General features: G+C 41.4%; 20 protein-coding genes. 14 read left to right on the top strand and 6 right to left on the bottom strand.

From position 1 onward, the window contains the following. Positions 1-26 precede the first annotated feature (26 nt). The 11 genes from A374_RS01740 to fliT all read left to right on the top strand — a co-directional run bounded on the left by A374_RS01740 (position 27) and on the right by fliT (position 7026). Positions 27-422, top strand: a complete 396-nt coding sequence (locus A374_RS01740) for a TIGR03826 family flagellar region protein (RefSeq protein ID WP_007200449.1) — start codon at positions 27-29, stop codon at positions 420-422. Positions 423-515: 93 nt separating this feature from the next. Then, complete coding sequence (flgM, locus tag A374_RS01745) at positions 516-782, top strand: flagellar biosynthesis anti-sigma factor FlgM (protein ID WP_007200450.1); 267 nt, start codon at positions 516-518, stop codon at positions 780-782. Then, a complete protein-coding gene (gene flgN / locus A374_RS01750) occupies positions 779-1141 on the top strand; it encodes a flagellar export chaperone FlgN (protein ID WP_007200451.1) in 363 nt (120 codons plus the stop codon). The genes flgM and flgN overlap by 4 nt, the downstream gene beginning before the upstream one ends. Before the next feature lie 14 nt (positions 1142-1155). Next, on the top strand, positions 1156-2598 hold the full coding sequence (gene flgK / locus A374_RS01755) for a flagellar hook-associated protein FlgK (protein ID WP_007200452.1): 1443 nt from the start codon (positions 1156-1158) through the stop codon (positions 2596-2598). An 8-nt stretch (positions 2599-2606) separates the two neighbouring features. Next, a complete protein-coding gene (gene flgL / locus A374_RS01760; RefSeq protein WP_007200453.1) occupies positions 2607-3479 on the top strand; it encodes a flagellar hook-associated protein FlgL in 873 nt (290 codons plus the stop codon). A 19-nt stretch (positions 3480-3498) separates the two neighbouring features. Then, positions 3499-4074, top strand: coding sequence for a DUF6470 family protein (locus A374_RS01765; RefSeq protein ID WP_007200454.1), 576 nt, complete (start codon positions 3499-3501; stop codon positions 4072-4074). Then, positions 4071-4514 carry a flagellar assembly protein FliW gene (gene fliW, locus A374_RS01770; RefSeq protein WP_007200455.1) on the top strand — a complete coding sequence of 148 codons (444 nt, stop codon included), beginning with the start codon at positions 4071-4073 and terminating at the stop codon, positions 4512-4514. Before A374_RS01765 ends, fliW begins: the two co-directional genes overlap by 4 nt. 2 nt (positions 4515-4516) lie before the next feature. Then, positions 4517-4744 carry a carbon storage regulator CsrA gene (csrA, locus tag A374_RS01775; protein WP_007200456.1) on the top strand — a complete coding sequence of 76 codons (228 nt, stop codon included), beginning with the start codon at positions 4517-4519 and terminating at the stop codon, positions 4742-4744. A gap of 15 nt (positions 4745-4759) precedes the next feature. Continuing rightward, on the top strand, positions 4760-6271 hold the full coding sequence (locus A374_RS01780; RefSeq protein ID WP_007200457.1) for a flagellar hook-associated protein 2: 1512 nt from the start codon (positions 4760-4762) through the stop codon (positions 6269-6271). A 6-nt stretch (positions 6272-6277) separates the two neighbouring features. Then, positions 6278-6679: a flagellar export chaperone FliS gene (gene fliS, locus A374_RS01785; RefSeq protein ID WP_007200458.1), complete on the top strand. Its 402-nt coding sequence runs from the start codon at positions 6278-6280 to the stop codon at positions 6677-6679. After that, on the top strand, positions 6679-7026 hold the full coding sequence (fliT, locus tag A374_RS01790) for a flagellar protein FliT (protein ID WP_007200459.1): 348 nt from the start codon (positions 6679-6681) through the stop codon (positions 7024-7026). The genes fliS and fliT overlap by 1 nt, the downstream gene beginning before the upstream one ends. 41 nt (positions 7027-7067) lie before the next feature. Here the strand turns inward: fliT and A374_RS01795 are convergent, their stop codons facing one another. Beyond that, on the bottom strand, positions 7068-7646 hold the full coding sequence (locus A374_RS01795; protein ID WP_007200460.1) for a YjgB family protein: 579 nt from the start codon (positions 7644-7646) through the stop codon (positions 7068-7070). A 61-nt stretch (positions 7647-7707) separates the two neighbouring features. Next, complete coding sequence (locus A374_RS01800) at positions 7708-9525, bottom strand: acyltransferase family protein (protein WP_007200461.1); 1818 nt, start codon at positions 9523-9525, stop codon at positions 7708-7710. A gap of 667 nt (positions 9526-10192) precedes the next feature. Between A374_RS01800 and A374_RS01805 the strand changes: the two genes are divergently transcribed. After that, the gene (locus tag A374_RS01805; RefSeq protein ID WP_007200462.1) at positions 10193-10459 is read left to right on the top strand and encodes a hypothetical protein; all 267 of its coding nucleotides are present in this window, start codon (positions 10193-10195) and stop codon (positions 10457-10459) included. Here the strand turns inward: A374_RS01805 and A374_RS01810 are convergent, their stop codons facing one another. After that, positions 10460-10807 (bottom strand): winged helix-turn-helix transcriptional regulator, encoded by a 348-nt coding sequence (locus A374_RS01810; RefSeq protein ID WP_007200463.1) that lies wholly within the window; start codon positions 10805-10807, stop codon positions 10460-10462. A 132-nt stretch (positions 10808-10939) separates the two neighbouring features. On the opposite strand from A374_RS01810, the gene A374_RS01815 reads away from it, so the two are divergent. Together A374_RS01815 and A374_RS21410 are read left to right on the top strand one after the other, a co-directional pair. Next, positions 10940-11662: an SDR family oxidoreductase gene (locus A374_RS01815; RefSeq protein WP_007200464.1), complete on the top strand. Its 723-nt coding sequence runs from the start codon at positions 10940-10942 to the stop codon at positions 11660-11662. Positions 11663-11881: 219 nt separating this feature from the next. Continuing rightward, positions 11882-13285 carry a SpoIID/LytB domain-containing protein gene (locus A374_RS21410; protein WP_007200465.1) on the top strand — a complete coding sequence of 468 codons (1404 nt, stop codon included), beginning with the start codon at positions 11882-11884 and terminating at the stop codon, positions 13283-13285. A 54-nt stretch (positions 13286-13339) separates the two neighbouring features. Here the strand turns inward: A374_RS21410 and dhaM are convergent, their stop codons facing one another. The 3 genes from dhaM to dhaK are packed head-to-tail and all read right to left on the bottom strand — an operon-like array spanning position 13340 to position 15287. Beyond that, complete coding sequence (gene dhaM, locus A374_RS01825) at positions 13340-13705, bottom strand: dihydroxyacetone kinase phosphoryl donor subunit DhaM (protein ID WP_007200466.1); 366 nt, start codon at positions 13703-13705, stop codon at positions 13340-13342. Next, on the bottom strand, positions 13706-14299 hold the full coding sequence (gene dhaL / locus A374_RS01830) for a dihydroxyacetone kinase subunit DhaL (protein WP_007200467.1): 594 nt from the start codon (positions 14297-14299) through the stop codon (positions 13706-13708). A gap of 13 nt (positions 14300-14312) precedes the next feature. Beyond that, positions 14313-15287, bottom strand: a complete 975-nt coding sequence (gene dhaK / locus A374_RS01835; RefSeq protein WP_007200468.1) for a dihydroxyacetone kinase subunit DhaK — start codon at positions 15285-15287, stop codon at positions 14313-14315. Positions 15288-15306: the final 19 nt, after the last annotated feature.

Raw genomic sequence — 15306 nt, forward strand, 5'->3', positions numbered from 1 at the left:
TACAAGTGAGGAAAGAGGTGTTCTGTTTGGGCGAGTTGGAAAATTGTTTGCAATGCCATGCGTTGTTTGTTTATAACGGTCGCAAAATCTGTCAGAACTGTTATGCAAATGAAGAAAAAGACTACGATGCTGTCTTTCATTTTATGCGTCAACAAAAAAACCGCCAAGCTACGCTTCATGATATTCATACCCATACGGGTGTGGAAGAACGGAAAATTATGAACTTTCTTCGGCAAGGACGATTGCACATTGTTCAATTTCCACAGCTGTATTATGAATGTGATACGTGCCTTGGACCTATTAGAGAAGGAAGGATTTGCAAGGTGTGTAGTGTGAAGATGAAAAAAGAACTAGAAAATACGGCTGCTACGGTCGTGAATAAGAAACACAAGCTAGGTACGTCTTACTATACTGATTGTTAGTAGACCTATTTTTGCAAGGTAGTCTTCATACCTTGGTAAACCAACCGATATAGAAAACATAACACCGATGATATCGATGAAGAGGTGAAGAAAATGAAAATTAACACGGTGACGCATGTGAATAACAATCCGTATAGAGAGAAAGAGAATACATTTATGCCTAAGGAATCAAGAAGGAAGCAGGAAGATCAGCTCCGTATTTCAACAGAAGCCCAAGAATTGCTTAAGACCCATAGTTGGAGTGCTGATCGAGAAGAGCGGATTGCCTCGCTTTCCAAAGCCATTGGAGAGGGAAGTTATTCCATTGAGCCTACTGAAATCGCTAAAAAAATGACCGCTTTTTGGGAGACAAGAACGTGAACGTAGAAGATGTACTAGCGAGCTTGCACCGTCTAGGTGAAGAAAAAAAAGCGGCTATTCTAGGCAATGATGTGTACAAGTTGGAAGAGATTCTCTCACAAGAGCAAAGCCTCGCACCTACGCTATCATCGCTGCTTGTTGAGATTACAGATGAAGAGGTGAAACAAGAATTGAAGGAGCAAGTCGTGCAGCTCCGAGCTTTAAATGATACCAATATGGGGTTGCTTAAGCAATCGCTACAATTTGTAACGATGTCGCTAGCGCTCCTGAATCCACAACCACAACGTATAACGTATTCACGCCCTCACTTAGAAGAGCGTCAACACGTTTTTGCACAACACTTTAATTCACAAATATAAGAAAGGAGATTGTCATGACTTCTACATTCCATGGACTCGAAACCGCACGGCGCGGAATGACCGTGCATCAATTTGCTATTTCAGTAACCGGACAAAATATTTCTAACGCTAATACGCCTGGCTATTCGAGACAACGTGTTAATTTTGAGGAAACCAATCCTTTTCCTTATCCGAGCATGAATCGCCCAGAAATGCCAGGACAGATGGGAACAGGAGTTCAAGCAGGTTCTATTCAACGTGTACGAGAGCAATTTCTTGATCAGCAATTTCAGGGAGAGCATACGAAATGGGGCTATTGGTCAGCAAAAAGTGAAGCGCTTGAAAAAATAGAAGATATTTTAAATGAACCAAGTGATTATGGCTTATCAAAAACGCTCAATCGCTTTTGGGGTTCGTTGCAAGACCTTGCCAATCAGCCAGGCAGTACGGCTGCGCGCTCTGTCGTATTGCAACGCGGCCTGGCAGTTGCTGATACATTTCATTATTTAACGAACTCGCTAGAAACCATCAAAAATGACATTGGTGCGCAGCTGAACACGACCGTGCTAGAAACGAACTCCTTGTTAAAACAAATCGCCACGATCAACCAACAGATAAGCGAAATTGAGCCGCACGGTTATTTACCGAATGATTTGTATGATCAACGCGATGTACTTGTCGATCAGCTTTCGCAAATGATGAACATTTCCGTCACACGAACGAAAAGCTTAGGTCATCCTTTAGAGCTCGCTGAAGGCGTGTATACCATCACGTTACAAGATCACAGTGGGAAACCAATCGCCAATCTTCTTGATAATACAGGAGACGTTCATGCTCTAACTCTTTCAACGTCTTCTGCAGGAGTAAGCTTGAAGGTGGATGGTACCGACATTACTGATCAGCCTTTCTCAGGAAAGTTACAAAGTTTAAAAGAATCGTATACAACCTTGTACCCAACGATGCAGCATCAGCTTGATCACATGGCCAAGTCGTTTAGTGAAGAATTTAATAATGTACACAAAACAGGGTATGGTGTACGTGCACATCATAAAGAGACAGGAGTTTCCTTCTTTTCTGGAGACAGTGCTGCGACGATTGCCGTTGCTTTAACCGATGGCGATCTCATTGCAGCTAGTAGTAAAGAAGATGAACTCGGCAATGGCGTCAATGCACTACAATTACAAAAGGTCATCACACAGCCGATTACAATCGATGGGAGTAAAAGTTCGCTACAAAGCTATTATGCTGGCGTGATTGGTAAGCTTGGGGTTGAATCGCTTGAAGCAGGTCGATTAACACAAAACTCAAAAGTATTAGAAGAAGCAGTAGACAATCGTCGTCAATCAATTAGTGGTGTTTCATTGGATGAAGAAATGACTCAATTAATTCAATTTCAACATGCATATAATGCATCTGCACGTAACATTACGATCATTGATCAAATGCTTGATAAAGTGATTAACATGGCTGGAAGGTAGGGAATTTTATGCGTGTAACGCAAGGAATGTTAACAAGTCATATGCTTCGTAACTTGCGAGAAAGCTATGACCGAATGGATCGAACGCAGCAACAATTAATGACAGGAAAGAAAATTAATCGGCCTTCCGATGATCCTGTTATTGCAATGAAAGGGATGGATCATCGGACGCAACTAGGAGAGGTTGAACAATATAAACGCAATCTCTCCGAAGCCATTAATTGGTCAGAAAGCACGGATAATGCGCTTGAAAAAGCGACAAGCGTTCTTCAGCGGGTGCGTGAGCTTACTGTTCAAGCAAGCAATGGTACATACGAAGGCTCACAACGGGAAGCAATTGCGAAAGAAATTTATCAACTACGAGAGCATCTTGCCTCGATTGCTAACACGCAACTAGGTGATCAATATATGTTTAATGGTACGAAAACCGATGTAGCACCAGTGGATTTAAAAGCAAACAAGTATCCATCTGCCACCAGTGAACTTTTCATTGAACTCTCAAAAGGGGTGACGATGAACATCAATGTACAAGGTCAGACTGTTTTTCCAGAATCATTATTTAAAGATTTAGAAGCGCTAGATTCTGAACTACGTGGGGCAGGTACGACACCTATTAATGCATTTTTAACAAAGCTTGATCAACATTTACAATCAGTCGTAACCGCTCGCTCCGATTTAGGAGCACGTCAAAATCGCTTAGAGTTAATAGAAAATCGCGTGGACGAACAAGAAGTCGTTGTCAATCGCATTTTATCTAACACTGAAGATGCGGATATTGAGCGCGTTATTACCGATTTAAAAATGCAAGAAAGCATCCAGCGAGCTGCGTTAAGTGTCGGAAGCCGCATCATTCAACCAAGCTTACTTGATTTTCTTCGCTAAGTAAAAAAGGAGCAGCATAATGTTGCAGTTACAGATTATGACGACCCCTGGCCTCATTGAGCATAGCACGACGCCAGCAAAGCAACGTATTCATCAAGAAGCAGCAGTACAGTCCATTGAACAACGCCCTGCTGATCTTTCTATTAAAGTGACGCCTGGTAAGCTATCTATTGATCAATCACAAGCACGGGCCGATATGGATTTAAAATCGTTAGCGCAGCGCATAAAAGACTTTGCAGCGTATGGTCAAAGTGATTGGCTTGAAGGAATCGCTCGACGCGCAGAAGAGGGAGATGAGTTAATGCGCATTGAACAGGGCGGAAATCCCTTACCGGAGCAAGCCCAAAAAAACGCCGAATCACCTCTGTTCTCTTTTAATATCGGATTTATTCCGTCATTTTTTGCGGTGAAAAGAGCGTATGAACCAGCACGTGTTCAGATCGAGTGGCATGTCAATCAACCGGTGATTACGACAGAAGTGCAACGACCTCTTCACGAGTATGAACCCGGACACGTAACATTCGCTATGAAACAATGGCCTTCCATTAAGTTTACCGTAACCCAATCACCAAAAGAGGGAGTGATGAGTGTTTGATTTCAACGAAATTTCATGGAGAAATAACAACTGCTGAACAAACGATGATTACCTTTAAGCAGGGAATTCCAGGGTTTGTTGATCAGCAATCGTTTATTTTATTGCCGTATGAAAATACACCTTTTTCTATTTTACAATCTGTACAAGAAGCAGCCATTGCCTTTATTACGGTAGATCCTTTTTTGTATTTTCCAACCTATGAATTTAGCATTCCTGATCATGTTTTGAAACAGTTACATATCGAACAACAGCATGACGTGTTCGTCCAAGTCATTGTGACGTTACAGCAATCGCTAGAAACAGCAACAGCTAACTTGCAAGCGCCTGTCCTCATTCATCGCACAAGAAATGAAGGCCTTCAACTCGTTCTTCATGACGATCACTATTCACCTCGCCATCTTCTTTTTCATCATGAAAAAGAGACTGAGAAAGGAGTTTAGCGATGCTTGTTCTTACGCGTAAACTTCAACAATCCATTATGATCGGTCAAGACATCGAAGTAACGGTGTTAGCAATGGAAGGAGAGCAAATCAAGCTCGGGATTGTCGCTCCGAAACATGTGGCTCTTCATCGAAAAGAAGTGTATGTAGCCATTGAAGCGGAAAATAATGCAGCGGTAGCAGCCCCTCTAGCGTTAATGAGTCAATTAAAACAAGATTGTCTAGAATGAGAGGATGGTGAAAAGATGGGAACAAGAATTAGTGGTCTAGCGAGTGGCATGGATGTGGATACGCTCGTAAAGGATTTAATGAAAGCAGAGCGTATGCCTGTAGATAAGCTATTTCAAAAGAAAAAGCTAATTGAATTTCAACGTGACGATTACCGCGAGATGAATAAACACTTAAAAGAGTTAGATACATTTATATTTGAAGGAATTAGCCGGCAAAGCTCGTTTCTAAAAAAGACGAGTACGAGTTCAAATGAAGCGGTTATTACAGGAGTGGCTAATGGGCAAGGTGGTACACAAAAAGTAACCTTTGATTCGGTATCACTTGCCACTTCACGCTCGTGGATTGGAAGTGAAGTTACCATTCCGGATACGCGTGAAAGCAGTAAACTCTCAACGCTCGTTCATACACTGCCGGAAAAAGTTATGTTAACACTTAACAAACCAAGCGGTGAGCATACATCGTTAGCGCTGCTCATCGATCCAGAGAAAGAAAGCATCGCTTCGTTTATGCAAAAGATCTCACAATCGGAGCTTGGCGTAAGTGCTTTTTACGATGAAAGCACGAAAAAAGTGGCTATGATGAGTAAAGAAACGGGTCAAGGCTTTTCTTTACATACAACAGATGAAAAAACAGAAGCGCTTTTCAAAAAATTAGGCTTTTCGATGACCGCTAGTGAATTGATTGGGAGTGTAGAAAGTAAGGACGGTAAAGATGCAGCCTTTTCGGTTAATGGTTTAGCTATGACGCGCTCGTCGAACGTTTTTTCCATTGGTGGACTCACCGTGACGTTGAAAAACAATACGACAACGCCGGTTACCGTCACGACTTCTAACGATACAAACAGTGTTTTCGATACAATCGTAAACTTTGTTGAACGCTATAATCAAACCATTGATAAAGTGAATAAAAAAATAGCTGAACCACGCTTTCGTGATTTTGCGCCACTAACGGATGAACAGCGTAAAGGACTATCAGAGAAAGAAGCACAACAGTGGGATGAAAAGGCAAAAAGCGGGATGTTGCAACGAGATTCACTGTTAGCCAATGGTTTAGCAACATTACGAACCAATTTATATAAAACAGTGCAGCACTCAGAGCGTGATTTTCAACAGCTAACTAGCATTGGCATTCAAACAACGTCTAACTATTTAGAAAAAGGTAAGCTCGTTATTGATCGTGATAAGCTAAGACAAGCGATTGAAAAATCACCAGAAGCAGTGATGAAGCTATTTACGAATAATAGTACAGTAGATGGGGAGAAGGGCATTGCGCAAGTGATGCGCCAAACCATTGCCACAACGATCCAACAAGTAGAAGCAAAAGCAGGTAACGTGTTGCGTACAAATCAACAATTCGTTCTTGGCAAACAATTAAATGATATGGATTCTCGAATGAAAGCTTTTACAGAACGCTTAAAAGAAGTAGAGTCCCGGTATTATAAACAATTTACTGCGATGGAAAAAGCTGTTCAACGTTCCAATCAGCAGAGTGTTTATTTATCACAACAGTTTAGTAATGGAAGGTAAAACGTGATGTCAATTCAAAATCCGAACCTCTTGTATCAAAATAACGCGGTTGCAACGGCCTCCCCAGGAGACTTAATTGTGATGCTCTATAATGGGTGCTTAAAGTTTATTACAACCGCAAAGCAAGCCATCATCAATCATGATATTCCGTTGAAAAATACGATGATTCAAAAAGCACAAAAAATCATTCAAGAACTAATGGTAACGTTAAATCCAGAAGTAATGCTATCCGAGTCATTGCTTTCGCTCTATGATTATATGCATCGTCGTTTAATCCAAGCAAATATTGAAACTAATATACGCTATTTAGAAGAAGTAGAAAGCTATTTAGTTGATTTACGTGACACGTGGAAAGAAGTGGTGCGCATGCAACCTCGAACGCTGTATCGTTCAGGGGATTGTGTATAATGACAGTGGTTGATCAACTAGTACAGTTAACGCTTCAAATCGAGCAACATGTACTGAATGACGTTCCTCGAGACAAGGAAGAATGGTATGTGAATCAATGGGAAGCGCTTTTGTTAGCAAGGGAAGAGCTGATGATGCAATTGCCTCTTTCGTTATCAGTAGAGGAACAGAAACGTGGTCAAGAAATTGTAAGAGCGAATGAGCGGATTGCCCGCTTAGAACAGGAGCAACTCGCTCGTTTTCAAACAAAAATAACGACGTTACACCATCAACAGCAACATGCTACACACTATGTTCCTACTGGTCATACAGGCAGTGACGGAATGTTTTTTGATAGTAAACAGTAAAAAATCCGAGCATGCGTTTTTGCGCAGTGCTCGGATTTTTTTTAGCGTTTCTTTAAATTAACGTGAGCTGCTTTACCATCCTTACCAATGATGAAGTGCAAGTCATAGGAGCCACGATGATACACATAGTCTTTTTCATGTGTGTTTGGCACAGTAAGAATTTTTGAAGGCTTACCAATTTCTTTTATTAATAGTTTCGGTGTAACGCTGCCGAGACCATGCTTTCGTTCCACATTCGTACCGAGGAAGCGAATTTCTTTTAATGTATCGTTTTTATAATATGAGAATGCATATCCTGGATTACCCATTTCTGCATGATAGGTTTCAAATGGCTGCCTTTTAGAGCGAGGAGTGCTCGGTTCACCCCATTGCTTATGAATAGCTTTCATTGTTGTTTTGGCTATAACGAAAGTCGAATGCTTTCGCTCTTGCATTGTTCCTTGTTTTGCATGCTTATATAAGTTATGCACTAACTTAACGGCTGCTTCATGATCACTTTCGGATACCGTATGAGCCTGTGAAGGAGACTTCGTAGGCGATGCTCCTACAACACCAGGCGACATGAGAGAACCGCCAAGAAGTGATGCGGTAATAGCGGCCGCTACTGCTTTTTTATTCATTGTATAAAACCTCCTTATCGGTCCTATACCCCAATCTACGCATGACAAAACATACGAGTGCTTACTTAATGGCTTGCGCAATAAGCTTGGCATACACTTTTGAGCCTTCTTCACTTAAATGAATGCCATCCTGATCAAAGTACGTATAATGATCAGCACTTTCTGCTTTCCAATCGATCAATACCGTGCGTGGATGTTCACGTGCAACTTCTTCTAATGTGCGGTTTACTACAGCTTCCCAGGGCCGATCTACACGCGTATTGATGAGTATAAAGTGCTTCTCGTCGCCAGCTTTATGTAGCAACTCAAGCAATTGCTCTTTAGAAAAAGCTCCGTTTGTTCCTAAGGCGATGACGACTGTGTCAGCAAGCACATTTTCTTGTTTCATTAAATCAATGACGCGGCCAGCTGCCGTTAGTTGTCGTCCGATTTTTGCATCGACGACGGCTTTTGGGAACGTTTTTTTTATGTACGATGCTACATTGAACATAATGGAGTCGCCAATGACGGAGATTTTTTTCTCTTTTTTGTTCTTTTTGGCTGGCGCGTGTTTTGTTTCTTTTTGATCATCAGATTTTTCAGAAGCGCTAGCCGCTTCAGCACGTTTTGTTTTTGAAAAGATGGCGGTCTGAGACTTTTTTACTTGCTCTTCACCGATATGTTGAATGGCAGGAATGAGCATGCTAAAAAAGAGAATAACGAGTGTAAGCGATGCGCCAGCAATGACTAGCTTCTGTTGCATGGACGCTTTTGCGAAGCGTGAAACCTTTCGAATAAGCTGTCTTTTCCAAACGTCTAACGCTCCGTGACGAATTGGTTCTTCAATAAAGTGCCAAGAAAGTGAAGCAATTGTTATGATAGCGATAAATTGCAAAATACTTAAAGAGACACTGCTTTCCACATTCTGTTGCGGTGGTCGAGTGAAAATAATGATCGGAAAATGCCATAGATAAATGCCGTAGGACCGAACACCAATCCAACGCAATGGCCGCCAACCCATCAGTTTCCCGATAAACGTAGAAGGGTGTGCAAGAGCGGCTACAAGTAATAATGTGAAAATGGAAAGAAGAACCATCCCTCCGTAATATAAGAAAGCGTCGAATTGACTTGTAAAATAAACGAGTAATAATACCCCACCAAGGCCAACAAGACCAATGACTTCTAAAATAAACCGAGGTGCACGTGATAAGGAAATAGCTAGCTGTTTACTTGGCCAAATAAAGGCAAGTGCTGCACCTATAAGCAAAGAAAAGGCACGCGTATCGGTTCCGTAATAAACGCGGCTCGGATCGGCGTTCGGTGTATAAAGAATAGCCATTAAAATAGCCGATAAAAGTGCGGCGCCAATTACGTATTTTAAAAGAGTTTGGCTTTTTTTTATGAAGCGTAAACCGAAAAGTAAAATGAGCGGCCATACTACATAAAATTGTTCTTCAACCGCAAGTGACCATAAATGATTAAGAGGTGACGGTGGTCCGAATTGTTCAAAGTAAGATACTTTATGGTAGATGAGCCACCAGTTACTCACATAAAAGAATACAGATAATAAATTTCCCCATAGGCCAACGATGAAAGCATGTTCAAATAATAAAACCCATAGTATGACGACAATGAGCATGGAGAGCAAGGCCGGTAACAAGCGCCGCGCACGTCTTAACCAAAATTGTTTAAAGTCTATTTTTCCTGTTTGCTTGAATTCTGAAATGATAAGATCAGTAATAAGATAACCGGATAAGACGAAGAATATTCCGACACCTAAAAGCCCTCCGGATGCCCAACCGAAGTTTAAGTGGTAAGCGATGACCGCTAGAACAGCAAGCGCTCTAAGCCCGTCAATTCCAGGCATATATCGTTTGTTTTTATACAGAGGTTGAGGCATTGAAGTCTCCTTTCTTTGACAGATGATCGAAGAGTAGGCAAGAATGTCACATGCATAAACTATAAGATCTTAGAGTGGAAACGATTTCTTTATGAGAGAAAATCTTTCCTGTTTTCTATCTTCCTTACTAGTTTAGTAGTTTTTAGAATCTTTTAAAACAAAACTAAATGCCTGTTTTCGACAAAATTTTTAGTATTCATTTTCTATTATATAAGGAATATCTCCCTATTGTGTAGCAAAATTTGTATGTATTTTTTGTGGAAATGCTGTGAAGTAGGCGTGTGAGTAGCAATAGCTACGATCAAGGTGAAGCAATTTATTTACTGAGAATAGCGATTTGCATATAGACACGCTAAGAAAGGACTAATTTTAGGGTGTAAAGACCTATAGAAGTGATGAATGAAGTAGAAGTGTGTCCATTGAATTGTTACTAAGCGTTCTAGCTTTTTTTATAGCCTAAGATTTCTTTTCCTCATTATACTAAAAAAGGATGCATTTGTGGGTGCTAGATGTAAGTTGTCTGCAATATTTCATATGCTGTAATGAAGCTTCATGAGTAGTCAGGAAAGAATGGCGCTGTCGACCTAAAAAGTTAAGCTAGTAAAAAATTCATTTTTTGTAGTATGATTGAAAAATAAAGCCCAATAGAACAGGAGTTAAGCGATCGATGCGGTGGAGTAAACAGTTTCAAGTAGAAGCTGAAGCCATTGAATGGTATGAGAAGAAAATTGGAGAAGTGATGCAGCAGCTGTATGAGCTTCGTTGGGATCATCATCAAATGTTAAAGTCCATTGAAGAGCAGCACTATTGTCCAGAAGCACTGAAAAAAGTATCAAATGCTCATTTTTCAACGGCAAGTAGTGCTGAAGAATTGCGCGCTGTACTGCGAAGAGAAGCAAAAAGGTTACGAAATGAAACGGCTGTTACGCGATAGTTATTCATCGCATAACAGCCGTTTTATTTGCTGAGGTGGGACGTGCTCTAGCCCCCAATTGCAAATCATTTCAAGTAAAGGAATAAGCGAAGTTCCTTTTGCTGACAAGGAATATTCAACGCGTGGTGGCACCTCAGGATAAACAGTGCGTACTAGCAGATCATCTTCTTCCATTTGGCGTAATTGATTCGATAATGTTTTATGAGAGATGTCTTTAATATAACGTTGCAATTCACTAAATCGGCGCATCGGATGTTCATGGAGCTCATATAAGATCATAACTTTCCATTTTCCTGAAATCATTTGCATCGTCGCATCAAATTCATTGGAATAAAGTTTTTCTGACATAATAGAAATTCCTTTCATTGGTTACGATAAGGTTACTATCTTACAAAAAAGTGCGTACTTGTTCGTGTTAATTATGAGGGTTACACTAACAAAGCACAATGTTAACGGATCATAAAGGAGTTGTACGATACAATGAAAAAAGGTTTTGTAGCAATTACAGGTGCTTCCTCAGGAATTGGAGCAGCAACTGCTCAATTATTTATTGATAAAGGGCATAATGTCTTATTAATTGCTCGCCGTGAAGAGCGCTTAGCTTCATTTACTGGTGAACATGTCAAAAAGGCCATTATTGATGTAACGGATAAAGCTGCTTTAACGAAAGCAATTCAAGAAGCAGAAGCAACATTTGGACCAGTTGAGGCTATTGTAAACAACGCAGGGCGTATGTTACTTGGCGATGTGAGCGTTCAAGACGAAAAAGAATGGAAAGAAATGTACGATGTTAACGTTTTAGGCGTATTAAATGGCATGCAAGCGGTTCTGCCATCCATGATCGAACGAAAAACAGGTACGATTGTTAATATTAGCTCGATTGCTGGAAAGAAAACATTCGGCGATCACGCTGCTTACGTAGGTACCAAGTTCGCCGTTCATTCGATGAGTGAAAATGTTCGTGAAGAAGTAGCTGCACATAATGTACGCGTAGTAACGATTGCACCAGGCGTTGTTGAGACTGAGTTATTATCTCACACAACAAGTGATGTCATTAAAAATAATTATACAGATTGGAAGCATTCAATCCAAGGTGGCTTAACGCCACAAACGGTAGCAGAAGCCATTTACTTTGCTTTTAGTCAACCACAAGGGGTTAACATTCGTGAAATCGCGCTAGCTCCTACTCAACAACAAGCGTAAGTAAACAAACCTTATTCATGAGCTCATCATTGAATAAGGTTTTTTGCTGTGTGTTGGTCAGCTGGTTCTTTTTCCCTGCATTTTTCTTAAAAAATGAAAGTTACTCTTTCATTTGTCCCTTTTTGTCGAAAAAAGGTAGCAAACCACCTAACTTTTCTTTAATATGAAAACGTTACTTCATTTAACAAAAGATAGAAAAATGAGAGTGGGGCTAGGAGAATGTATAAAAAAGTAGTATCAACGGTTGTCGCAGCAGCCATTTGCTTACCATTATCAATTGGTGGAATGGAAGCAACGGCACAAGAGACAATAACAGCGACAGCATATCCAGCATCTTTTCACAAAACATTGCGCGTAAATGATCGTGGAAGCGATGTTTTGAAGTTACAAAGATTGTTAGCGCAGGCGGGCTATTCCGTTTCAGCAGATGGAATTTTTGGTAACAAAACAAAGCTAGCAGTGCAAGCTTTTCAACGAAGTATTCATTATAAGGCAACGGGAGTAGCGGGTCCAAAAACGTTAACGAAGCTTGTTGCCAAAACGAAAAAGTCAGCCTCTTATAAAGGCTATCGCTTTAAAGGAAAAGGTTGGGGACATGGTGTAGGCATGTCGCAGTGGGGCGCATTAGGGATGGCCCAAAAAGGCTATCATTATCACAAGATATTAAGCTATTATTATTCAGGCATTGCTTTTAAAAAGGTAAAAACGTCGAAGCAATCGATTGCTGTTGCTCTGTCGTTACATAAAAAAGACGTAGTGGTTAAAGGAACAGGTAGCTATAAGATGAAAGATGCGAAAGGTCATGTTGTTTTTCAACCGAAAGCAGGAACAGAAACGAAAATAACGGTGAAAAATGGGGCATTTCATTTAACAAATGGGTCAACGCATAAAACGCTTAAGCACGCCTTTACAACGGTTTCTTCTAAAGGGGCGTATTTGTATCATAACCGCTTTAAGTATAAAGGCACATTAGGTGTATCATTCGGTTCTAAAGGAACAGCCGATGTGATTAATACGTTAAATATTGAAGATTATTTAGAAGGTGTTGTACCGGCTGAAATTAGTCCGAAATGGCATCCAGCAGCGATTAAAGCACAAATTGTGGCAGCGCGAACGTATGCCATGAAACAGATCGGCAAGAAAAAATACGATGTAGAAAATAACGTGAATTCTCAAGTGTATTATGGTGTCAACGTTTCTGCGGCTAATGTGAATAAAATGATTCATGGCGAAACAAAAGGAGAGGTTATGACGTACAACGGTCAGCTGATTAACGCGTATTTCTCTTCGTCAGCAGGCGGTTATACTGTGGGCTCTGAATTTGTTTGGGGCAATAAACTTCCGTATTTAGTAGCAAAGCCAGATCCTTATGATCATTCAAGCTATATGGAAAAAGGCTGGGGCTTTAAAATGAGCTTTCAGCAGTTAACGAAAAAGTTAGCGCCTTTACACGTAGGTAAAATCGTTTCATTAAAAACAAAGCATGTAAAATATCACCGTCCAACAGCCATTAAAGTCATTGGAAGCAAAGGGTCGAAAGTCATTTCAGGAGCTGATTTACGAAAGTACGTTGGCTATGATGTCATTCGTTCGGCCGTTTTTACAATGAAGCGCTATAAATAATAGTTTAGAAGAAAAGAAGCATCCAATCGTTAGTCAGTTGGATGCTTCTTTTCTCTATTGAAATTCTGACTGCAACGCAAGGATGATTTCGTCAAGGTTTTGTCCCATCCGACTTTGGACAGCGGCTACAAATGCGCCTTCAAGAAAGGGAACGTCACAAAATGTAATGGTGTGATTCCCACTATAAAGTTCAAGCGCAAGTTCGGCATTCATTGTCGCTGAACCGAGATCTGTTATGAGCAGGCTATCATCCGTCACGGCTTCAAAGGCGGCTTCAATACGGGATATATCTGTTCCTAACGACCCATCTGCTAAGCCTGCTGCAAGATGAATGGCAACACCAGGTGCCATTTCCCCTAACAATTCTTTTAATCCTTGTGCTAGTTTTTCACTGTGTGAGACAAGAATAAGATTAACCACTTACATCACCTCTGCAAAAGGACGTAACAATAGGGCACTCGATTGTGCGCCAGGATCTTGTTTACCGATGGCATTGTCTCCGAAGTACGCAGCGCGTCCTTTTTTAGCACTAAGTGCTTGGCAAGTCTGTAAGGCTTGTGTAATGGTCTCGTCTACATTTTGCCTAGTGGCAAGCGCCTCTGTAAAAGGAACCCATACATCAAGCATCGTCTTCTGACCGACTTCGGACTTACCACGAGCTGCGATGCCAGCGCAAGCTTCTTGAAAACCAGCTGTTAGCTGTTCATGCGTAAGCGTTCCGTGTTCTTTCCATGCGCTAGCGAACTTAATAAAAGCAGTGCCGACTAAAGGCCCAGAGGCACCACCGACTGTTTTAATAAGCGTCATGCCAACCGCTTTGCAAACCTCGCCAATGTCAGTTCCTTCGTAAGAAGCAAGTTCTTCATGAACATGCTGAAAGCCTCGGGCCATGTTAATTCCATGATCACCGTCCCCAATTTCGCGATCTAGATCGGTAAGTTCATCTTTTGCGCTAATAATGGCGAGGGCACCTTTTCGTAAAGCGTTTACAAATTGTTCAGTTGTTACTGTCATAGGAATCATCTCCTTATCGAAATCCGACTGTGTGGACAGGTGCGTCAAAGTACGTGATGAGTTCGTCGTCAACTTGACAAAGAGTTATCGAAAAGCCATGCATTTCTAGTGCAGTCATGTAGTTCCCTGTCAGACTTCTTTTGATAGAAACACCGTCCTTTTGCAACGCTTCTGCTACATAATGATACGTAATATAGAGCTCGGAAAGAGGGGTGCCGCCCATTCCGTTTACGAGGACAATGACGTCATTCCCTTGCATTTCTTGACGTAATTTTTGCAACAGTTGTGCGGTAATTTCTTGCACGGGGGCAAGGCTTTTTCGTTCTAAGCCTTTTTCTCCATGGATGCCAATACCAATTTCCATTTCATGCGGTGAAAGATCGAAGCCTGGCTTGCCACTTTCCGGCATATAGCAAGGAGCAACAGCCATTCCAATCGAGCGCGTGTTAGCAATTACTTTTTCGGCAACACGCTTAACCTCTTGAAGGGGTTGACCAGCGGCCGCAGCCGCTCCAGCTATTTTATGAACGAGAACGGTACCAGCAACGCCACGACGTTCGCTCGTAGCAGGGAGGGCAATATCATCATTGACGATGACGGTTTCTACTTCAATGCCTTCTAATTCTGCAAGTTCTTTGGCCATTTCAAAATTCATAACATCACCAGCATAATTTTTTACAATTAATAAAACACCAGCGCCGCCATGAGCGGCTTTAATTCCTTCAAGAATAAGGTCTGGAGTAGGGGACGTGAAGACTTCGCCACAGACTGCCGCATCGAGCATACCATCACCAACATAACCAGCATGAGCAGGTTCATGCCCGCTCCCGCCACCTGAAACGAGTCCGACTTTTCCTTGGATGGCTCCGCCTTTTCGTAGAATAAGAGGTAAACCATCACGCGTTTCATAAAGATCAGGGTGGGCAGAGACGATGCCTAACACCATATCGCGTACATAATGCTTCGCTTGCTGCATCAACTTTTCCATAATAATCCCTCCTTATGGC

This window comes from Fictibacillus macauensis ZFHKF-1 (assembly GCF_000269865.1).
In the GTDB taxonomy this organism is placed as follows: domain Bacteria; phylum Bacillota; class Bacilli; order Bacillales; family Fictibacillaceae; genus Fictibacillus_C; species Fictibacillus_C macauensis.